This window comes from uncultured Methylobacterium sp. (assembly GCF_964242245.1).
GTDB lineage: Bacteria > Pseudomonadota > Alphaproteobacteria > Rhizobiales > Beijerinckiaceae > Methylobacterium.
This window is the reverse complement of sequence record NZ_CAXTBY010000189.1, coordinates 1-4321: the sequence shown is the minus strand read 5'-3', so window position 1 is coordinate 4321 and position 4321 is coordinate 1. Positions and strand designations below refer to the sequence as shown.

Genomic DNA, 4321 nt, shown 5'->3' with positions numbered 1-4321 from the left:
CGCTCGACATCCACAACGCGGCCGGCGCCTGGAACAAGGCGCTGCTCGACAACGCCGCGCGCCCCTCCGGCGCGCTCGTCTTCGCCGGCGCCACGTTGAGCGAGGCGCAGTTCGTGCGGCTCAAGGGCGAGCTGGAGGCGAACTACCAGGGCGCGGGCAATGCCGGGCGCCCGCTGCTGCTGGAGGGCGGGCTCGACTGGAAGCCGCTGGCGCTCTCGCCGCGGGAGATGGACTTCGTCGAGGCCAAGGCCGCGGCGGCGCGCGAGATCGCGCTCGCCTTCGGCGTGCCGCCGCTGCTGCTCGGGCTGCCCGGCGACAACACCCACGCCAACTACGCCGAGGCCAACCGCGCCTTCTACCGCCAGACCCTGATCCCGCTCGCCCGCCGCACGGCGGAGGCGCTCGGCCACTGGCTCGCCCCGGCGCTCGGCCCGATCCACCTGGAGCCCGACCTCGACGCGGTCGAGGCGCTGGCGGGGGAGCGCGAATCCCTGTGGCGCCGGGTGCAGGCGGCCGACTTCCTGACGGTGGCCGAGAAGCGCGCGGCGGTGGGCTATCCGCCGGACATCCCGGGGTCCGGGGCCTGAGGCCCCGGCGGGCCCGGGCGGAGCCCGGCCTGCCTTCATGTCCCCCCGCGGCTCGGCCTGCCGGTCCGAGGACGGCCGCCGCGGCGGCGGGATCACACGGGCGGAGATTCCCGATGGACGGTCACTTCACCGGCTATGCCAGCCTGTTCGGCGTGCCCGACCTCGGGCGCGACGTGGTGGCGCCGGGCGCTTTCGCCGACAGCCTGCGGCGGCGCGGCCCGGGGGGCGTGCGGATGCTGTGGCAGCACGATCCGGCCGAACCCATCGGGCGCTGGCTCTCGCTTTCCGAGGATGGACGGGGCCTCCGCGTCGCGGGCCGGCTGAACCTCGGCGTGCAGCGCGCCCGCGAGATCGACGCCCTGCTGCGCGAGGGCGGCCTCGACGGCCTGTCGATCGGCTTCCGCACCCTCCAGGCCCGGCCGCGGGGCGGCTACCGGCACCTCCACGCGCTCGACCTGTGGGAGGTCTCGCTGGTCACCTTCCCGCTCCAGCCCGGCGCGCGGGTCGCGCGGAGGCCGCTCTCCGCGGAGATGCGCGCGTTTGCGCGCCGGCTCGCGCCGGTGCGATCCGCACCGTCCCGCGCGACGGCGGCGCAGGCGGCGGGAGGCGGCCGCATCGTGTCCGGTGCGCACGGCGCTGCCCCCGCGTCGCGGTGGCGCGGGCCGGGATGAGGGGCCGAGCCCTCCGGACACGCCACACGCTCCTGATCCCCCCTTCGCTCCGATCAACCCGAGGTGAGACCTATCATGACCCGTCACGAGATTTTCGAGACCAAGTCTGCCGAGACCAAGTCTGCCTTCGCCCCCCTGGAGAACAAGGCCGGGCGTCCATCCGCCGAGCCCGACTCCGCGCGGGTGGCGTTCGACGAGTTCGCCCGCGCCTTCGAGGCCTTCAAGGAGGTCAACGACACCCGGCTCGCCGAGATCGAGGGCCGGCTCGGGCCGGACGCGCTCACCGAGGAGAAGCTCGCCCGGATCGATGCCGGTCTCGATGCCGCCCGCACCCGCCTCGACCGGCTCAGTCTCGACCGCGCCCGCCCGCCGCTCGGCCGGCCGGACGCGCCCCGCGACGCGGCGGCCGAGGAGCACAAGGCGGCCTTCGACCTCTACGTCCGGGCGGGCGAGAGCGGCGGCCTGAAGAGCCTCGAGGCCAAGGCGCTCTCGGCCGGCTCCGGGCCGGACGGCGGCTACCTCGTCCCGCAGACGGTCGAGCGCGAGGTGCTGAAGCGCTTGGCCGACCTGTCGCCGATCCGCGCCATCGCCAGCGTCCGCGCCATCTCGGGCGGGCAGTACAAGCGCGCGGTGGCGACCGGAGCCCCGGCCGCCGGCTGGGTCGCGGAGACCGCGCCGCGGCCGGAGACCGACGGGCCGGTGCTGTCCGAACTCAACTTCCCGGCGATGGAGCTCTACGCCATGCCGGCGGCGACCCAGACGCTCCTGGACGACGCGGTGGTCGACATCGACGCGTGGCTCGCCGACGAGGTCGAGACCGCGTTCTCCGAGCAGGAGGGCGTCGCCTTCGTCACCGGCAACGGCCTCAGCCGGCCGCGCGGCTTCCTCAGCTACGACACGGTGGCCAACGACGCCTGGACGCCCGGCCGGCTCGGGCTCGTCGCCACCGGCGCGGCCGGCGCGTTCGCGGTGGCGAACCCGGCCGACGCGCTGTTCGACCTCGTCTACGCCCTCAAGGCCGGCTACCGCCAGAACGCCGGCTTCGTGATGAACCGGCGGACGCAGAGCGCGATCCGCAAGTTCAAGGATGCCGACGGCAACTATCTCTGGCTGCCGCCGACCGCCGCGGACCGGGCCGCGACGCTCTTGGGCTTCCCCGTCACCGAGGCCGAGGCGATGCCCGACATCGCCGCGGGCAGCCTGTCGATCGCCTTCGGCGACTTCCGCCGCGGCTACCTCGTGGTCGACCGCACGGGCCTCAGGGTGCTGCGCGACCCCTACTCCGCCAAGCCCTACGTGCTGTTCTACACGACCAAGCGCGTCGGCGGCGGCGTGCAGGATTTCGGCGCGATCAAGCTGCTGAAGTTCGCCTGAGGCCTGATGCGGTGTCCGGGCGATCCGCCGCCCGGACACCGCGATCCGGAAGCCGCTGGGCGGGCGAGGCTTCGACAGCCATGCATGTTGTAAACTTGAGGTAAAATATCTGCTCGTCGATGCGTAATTTGTGACAAAAATATTACCTGAAGTTGGATTTATTGGAACCCACCCCTTCCCTCCCCGCTTCGTTCCGATCTAGATCGGCCCGATCGATCGATGGGACGCGGGACATGAATCTGGACGGCACACGGAACGCCAAGGCGGAGGTGTTTCGGCAAATCTTCAAATTCCAGGAGGTTGCGTCGACCAAGTCGGCCGGCCAGGCGGTTCCCTCGTTCGTCCCGGCTCCGGGGACTGCCCCGCATCGGGACATCGTCGGGGGCCGTAGGAAACGGAAGCGCGATCCCCGCGATCTCATCGCGCTGGGCGTGCTGCCGCCCGAGGGACATAACCGGAATCCGGAGGATCTGAGCCTCGGAATCTTCATCCAGAAGCAGGACCTGCGTCAGCACCCCATCGTCGAGGCGGCGCAACGTCTTGCCAGGGGTGAGACGAAGGTCATCTACACCGGGCCGGTCCGGCGCCGCGCATTGGATCCGCTCAATTCCGGCAAGTGCCGTCCCCTGCTCGTCGGCGGATCGGTGGGCCACTACGGCGTTACCGCCGGCACCATCGCGTGCATCTGCCGTCATCGCGAGGGCGGCGTCGGGATCCTGTCCAACAATCATATCCTGGCCAACACCGACAAGGGCAGCGCCGGCGATATCGTGCTCCAGCCCGGCCGCCAGGATGGTGGCCGCCGCAACGATCCTGACAGCCGGATCGCCGTCCTTTTCCGGGCCATCCCGATCGCGTTCGAGGCGGAATCGCGCAACTTCGTCGACTGCGCCTTCGCCACGCTGCTCGGAGACATCGAGCACGACGGATCCGTCGTGACCGACCCGCAGGACGCCGCCACCTCCTGGCGGGTCGGCAAGATCGTCGAAGAGCTCCTGACGAACGATCCTGTCCGCAAGGTCGGGCGCACGACGGGCTATACCCAGGGCAAGGTCACGTCGATCAGCGTCGACAACCTCGTCGTCGCCATGGCCCTCGGCACCGGCGAGCGTCTCGCGCGCTTCGACAACCAGATCGCCGTCGAGAGCGAGGATCGTGCGTTCTCACAGGGCGGCGACAGCGGTGCCTTGATCTTCACCGCCGACGGGTCGCCCGCCGCGCTGCTGTTTGCCGGAACCGAGACGGGCGGTATCCACAGTCGCGGCGTCACGTTCGCCAATCCGATCCGGCCCGTTCTTGATGCACTGGAACTTGAGATACATACTGGCGCCTGACGGAGGGGATCATGGGTGTTGAGCGAGCCAAGCTCCTGGCGGCGAAGCCGGCGGCCCAGGCGGCCAAGGATGCCTTCGCGTCCGAGTATGTCTCCGGCCGAGACGATCTCTCCGTCGGCCTCGGCCTGAACCAGAGCGGCGACGACTGGGCGGTCATGGTCTTCGCACAGACCAGGGCGGCTGCGAATGCGCTGCCCGACCATTTCGGCGACTATGCCGTCGAGGTTCAGGTGACCGGACAAGCCAAGGCGTATTGACGAACGCGACTGTCGTCCTGACGGGCTTGGCGCCCCCTACCGCCGCCCCGGCCGGGCCATCCAGTCGGAGCGGTTGCCGCGCCCGGCGGGCATCGCCT

At 71.0% G+C, this 4321-nt stretch carries 5 protein-coding genes; all 5 read left to right on the top strand.

What is annotated here, in order from left to right; genetic code table 11:
- Positions 1-587, top strand: a 587-nt coding sequence (locus ACFE8Y_RS21020; RefSeq protein ID WP_375466310.1) for a phage portal protein, incomplete at its 5' end; no start/stop codon positions are given.
- Positions 588-700: 113 nt separating this feature from the next.
- Entirely contained in the window at positions 701-1258 is a 558-nt protein-coding gene (locus tag ACFE8Y_RS21015) for an HK97 family phage prohead protease (protein WP_375466309.1), read from the top strand.
- A gap of 75 nt (positions 1259-1333) precedes the next feature.
- The gene (locus ACFE8Y_RS21010) at positions 1334-2632 is read left to right on the top strand and encodes a phage major capsid protein (RefSeq protein WP_375466308.1); all 1299 of its coding nucleotides are present in this window, start codon (positions 1334-1336) and stop codon (positions 2630-2632) included.
- 233 nt (positions 2633-2865) lie between these two features.
- Complete coding sequence (locus tag ACFE8Y_RS21005; protein WP_375466307.1) at positions 2866-3966, top strand: hypothetical protein; 1101 nt, start codon at positions 2866-2868, stop codon at positions 3964-3966.
- Positions 3967-3977: 11 nt separating this feature from the next.
- Complete coding sequence (locus ACFE8Y_RS21000; protein WP_375466306.1) at positions 3978-4223, top strand: hypothetical protein; 246 nt, start codon at positions 3978-3980, stop codon at positions 4221-4223.
- Positions 4224-4321 lie beyond the last annotated feature (98 nt).

What these genes read in the sequence shown, in the direction of transcription:
- ACFE8Y_RS21015 (WP_375466309.1), top strand. Translation starts at nt 701, where the DNA reads ATGGACGGTCACTTCACCGGCTATGCCAGCCTGTTCGGCGTGCCCGAC.
- ACFE8Y_RS21010 (WP_375466308.1), top strand. Translation starts at nt 1,334, where the DNA reads ATGACCCGTCACGAGATTTTCGAGACCAAGTCTGCCGAGACCAAGTCT.
- ACFE8Y_RS21005 (WP_375466307.1), top strand. Translation starts at nt 2,866, where the DNA reads ATGAATCTGGACGGCACACGGAACGCCAAGGCGGAGGTGTTTCGGCAA.
- ACFE8Y_RS21000 (WP_375466306.1), top strand. Translation starts at nt 3,978, where the DNA reads ATGGGTGTTGAGCGAGCCAAGCTCCTGGCGGCGAAGCCGGCGGCCCAG.